The following is a 3,327-nucleotide window of genomic DNA, read 5'->3' on the forward strand; positions in this document are numbered from 1 at the left end:
CCGGTCCCGCGGCAGCGGCCGGCTGAAGTGGTAGCCCTGGTAGCCGCTGCAGCCGGCCGCTGCCAGCCATTCGCGCTGCTCGGCGGTCTCCACGCCCTCGGCGACCGCTTCCAGGTCCAGGCTGGCCGCCAGCGCGATGATGGTGCGCACGATGGCGGCGTCGCTCGGGTCGCTCAGCAGGTCGCGCACGAAGCTCTGGTCGATCTTCAGCTGCGCCAGCGGCATGCGCTTGAGGTAGGCGAGCGAGGAATAGCCGGTGCCGAAATCGTCCAGCGCAAAACCCACGCCGTGCGCGCACAGCGCCTCCATGGTGGCGATGGTCGCCGGCACGTCCTCCACCAGCAGGCTCTCGGTCAGCTCCAGCTTCAGGCGAGCGGCAGGCGCCCCGGTCTCGGCCAGCACGCGCAGGACTTCATCCACGAAGCCGGCATCGCGGAACTGGCGCGAGCTGACGTTCACCGCCACCGTCAGGTGGGCACGCGCGCTCTGGTGCTGCCACTGCGCGAGCAGGCTGCAGGCCGTGTGCAGCACCCAGCGTCCGAGCGGCAGGATCAGGCCGGTTTCCTCGGCCAGCGGAATGAACTGCGCGGGCGAGACCATGCCGCGCTGCGGGTGCGCCCAGCGCACCAGCGCCTCGACGCCGCGCACCTCCTCGCCCGGGCCCATGACCGGCTGGTAGACCAGCAGGAATTCCCGGTGGGCGAGCGCATCGCGCAGGCCGGCCTCCAGCTGCGCGCGTTCGTCCACGGCGCGCTGCATCTGCGGGTCGAAGAAGCGCAGCGTGCTGCGCCCGGCCCGCTTGGCCTCGTACATCGCCATCTCCGCCTGCTTGAGCAGCTCGCCCACGCTGGTCGGGGCGGCGCCGTACAGGGCAACGCCGATGCTCGGGGTGCTGCGCACCCGGTACGCGTCCAGGGCGTAGGGGACCGACAGCCGGGCCAGCACCTGCTCGCCCAGTTGGCGGGCACGCTCCGCGGCGAACCCCTCGTCGGCACGCGCCAGCACCACGAACTCGTCGCCGCCGATGCGCGCCACCGTGTCCGTGGCGGCGGCGCACGCCCCCAGCCGCCCGGCCACCCGCTGCAGCAGCTGGTCGCCCTGGTCGTGCCCCAGGGTGTCGTTGAGGGTCTTGAAGTTGTCCAGGTCGATCATCAGCAGCGCGCCGTGCCCGCCGGCGCCCAGCTCGTCGCCGATGCGCTCCATCAGCTGCAGGCGGTTGGGCAGGCCGGTGAGCGCATCGAAGAAGGCCAGGCGCTGGATCTCGCGTTCGCTGGCCTTGCGCTGGCGGATGTCGGTGTTCATCGTCAGGACCGCTTCCGGCGCGCCGCGCTCGTCGCGCACCAGCGTCCAGCGGCTCTCCACCTCCAGGGGGTCGCCGGCGCGGTTGCGGTGCAGCAGCTCGCCGCTCCACTCGCCCTGCTGCAGCACGTGCTCCATGGCCCGGTCGAAGGCCGATGGGTCGCGGTAGATGAGATCGGTGACGGTGCGCCCCAGCACTTCTTCGCCGTGCCAGCCGTACAGGCGCTCGGCCGCGCGGTTCCAGTAGGTCACGCGCTGCTGCAGGTCGCGCACGATGATGGCGTCGCGCGCCTTGTCCAGCAGCGAGGCCTGGCGCCGGATGTGGGCGTCGGCCGCTTGGCGCTCGAGCTCGGCGGTGGCGCGCGCGCCGAAGATCTGCAGCGTGTGCACCACGAACTGCGTGCTCTCCAGGGGCTGATCGAACATCACGAACAGCAGCCCGATGGGCGTGCCCTCGTGGTCCGCCAGTTGCTGGCCGACGTAGCTGCGCGCACCGGCGCGTGCCAACAACGGCGCATGGGGATAGAGGGCGGCCGCGTGGTCGGCGACGACGAACTGCCGGTGCACCAGCAGCTGCGCGCTCGGCGTGCCTTCCAGGGGGTACTCGCCGTTGGGCTGCACCTCTCCGTGGCAGACGTGGGAGAGCGTCCTTATTCGGCGCGGCGCGCCCGCGGCCCCGGGCAGCAGCCGTGCAACGCACGCCAGCTGCGCGCCGAGCGCGCCGGCCATGTTGTGTGCCAGGCGTTCGAAGAACTGCGTGCCTGTGCCATCGGAGACCGCGGCCGCCACCTTCAGCAAGATGGCCTGCAGGCGCAGCTGCTCGGCGCGTGCACGCAGGCTGTGGATGCCAAAGGCCAGATCGGCCGCAAGCGATTCCAGCAGCTGCATCTCCTCCTGGCCGATGCGCAGCACTTCGGGCGCGTACAGGTAGAGCAGCCCGAAGCTGCGGTCGCCGCGCTTGAGCGGCAGGCAGACCACGGCGTGAAAGCCCTCGCGCACCATGGCGCGCGACCAAGGATCGGAATGGCGGGAAGCCGCCAGGTCGCGCACGAACACCGGCTGGCCGCTGCGCACCGCCTTGCCGGCCGGCCCGCGCCCTTGCGGATCGGCTGGCGACCAGCTCAGGCGCAGCTGCGCCAAGTGCTGTTCGTGCCCGCCCGCGCTGGCGACGATGTCGATGCTCTTGCGCGCATCGCTACGCGCCATGCCGACCCAGGCGAGCGAATAGCCGCCCACCTCCAGCGTCAGCCGGCACACGGCCTGCAGCAGCTCTTCCTCGGAAGTGGCGCGCACCAGCAGCTCGCTGCAGGCGCTGCGCAGGCGCCAGGCGCGGTGCAGGCGTGCCAGTTCGTCCTCGACGCGGCGGCGCTCGGTCACGTCGCTGGCCAGCACCTGCCAGACAGGCCGGCCGTCCAGCAGGGACGCTCCGACCACTGCCTCCACGTCGATGTGCGTGCCGTCCTTGCGCACATGCCGCCACGGCGTGAGTGCGCCCGTGCGGGCAGCCCGTTGCATGGCCGCCTCCACCCCGGCGCGCTGTGCCGGCGGCCACAGCAGGCGCATGTCCAGGGACCGCAGCTCCTGCTCGCCGTAGCCGTAGCAGTGCGCCATGGCCTGGTTGGCGGCCAGCAGTCCGAGGCTGTCCTGGGCGCATACCCACATGGGCTGGCCAAAGCGCGCGGCCTGCTGCATCTGCAGCAGCAGGGCATGTGCTTGGGCCCGTGCCTGCTGCCCTGCCAAGTGCAGGGACTGGGCGTCTTCGTGCGGCGGTGGCGGGTGACCCTGCGCGCTCATGGCGCTGGGGCACCTCGACCGATGCCGGGAAGTCCGGCCGCTGAAGGGGCGCGCCGGAGCGCGGCGGGACGTTCACGCGACGGGGCGTTGCGGTGCGGCTGCATGGCTGGGAGGTCGGCAGGGCCGTCCGCGGGGTGGGGACGGCGTCGGGGACATGGTACACCGTTCGCCGGTCCATGCGATCCCGACCACGGGGCCAGGGCTCAGCCGCGCGCCGCGCCAGCGGCCGCCCGC

Annotated in this window: 1 protein-coding gene; it reads right to left on the minus strand. The window is 72.3% G+C overall.

All coding sequences use genetic code 11. The annotated features are described in order from the left end of the window. Positions 1-3,093 (minus strand): bifunctional diguanylate cyclase/phosphodiesterase (locus A612_RS06655; protein ID WP_019373731.1); only part of this gene is annotated, 3,093 nt, incomplete at its 3' end. Positions 3,094-3,327 lie beyond the last annotated feature (234 nt).

The sequence above is a fragment of the Melaminivora alkalimesophila genome (genome assembly GCF_000282995.1).
In the GTDB taxonomy this organism is placed as follows: Bacteria; Pseudomonadota; Gammaproteobacteria; order Burkholderiales; family Burkholderiaceae_C; genus Melaminivora; species Melaminivora alkalimesophila.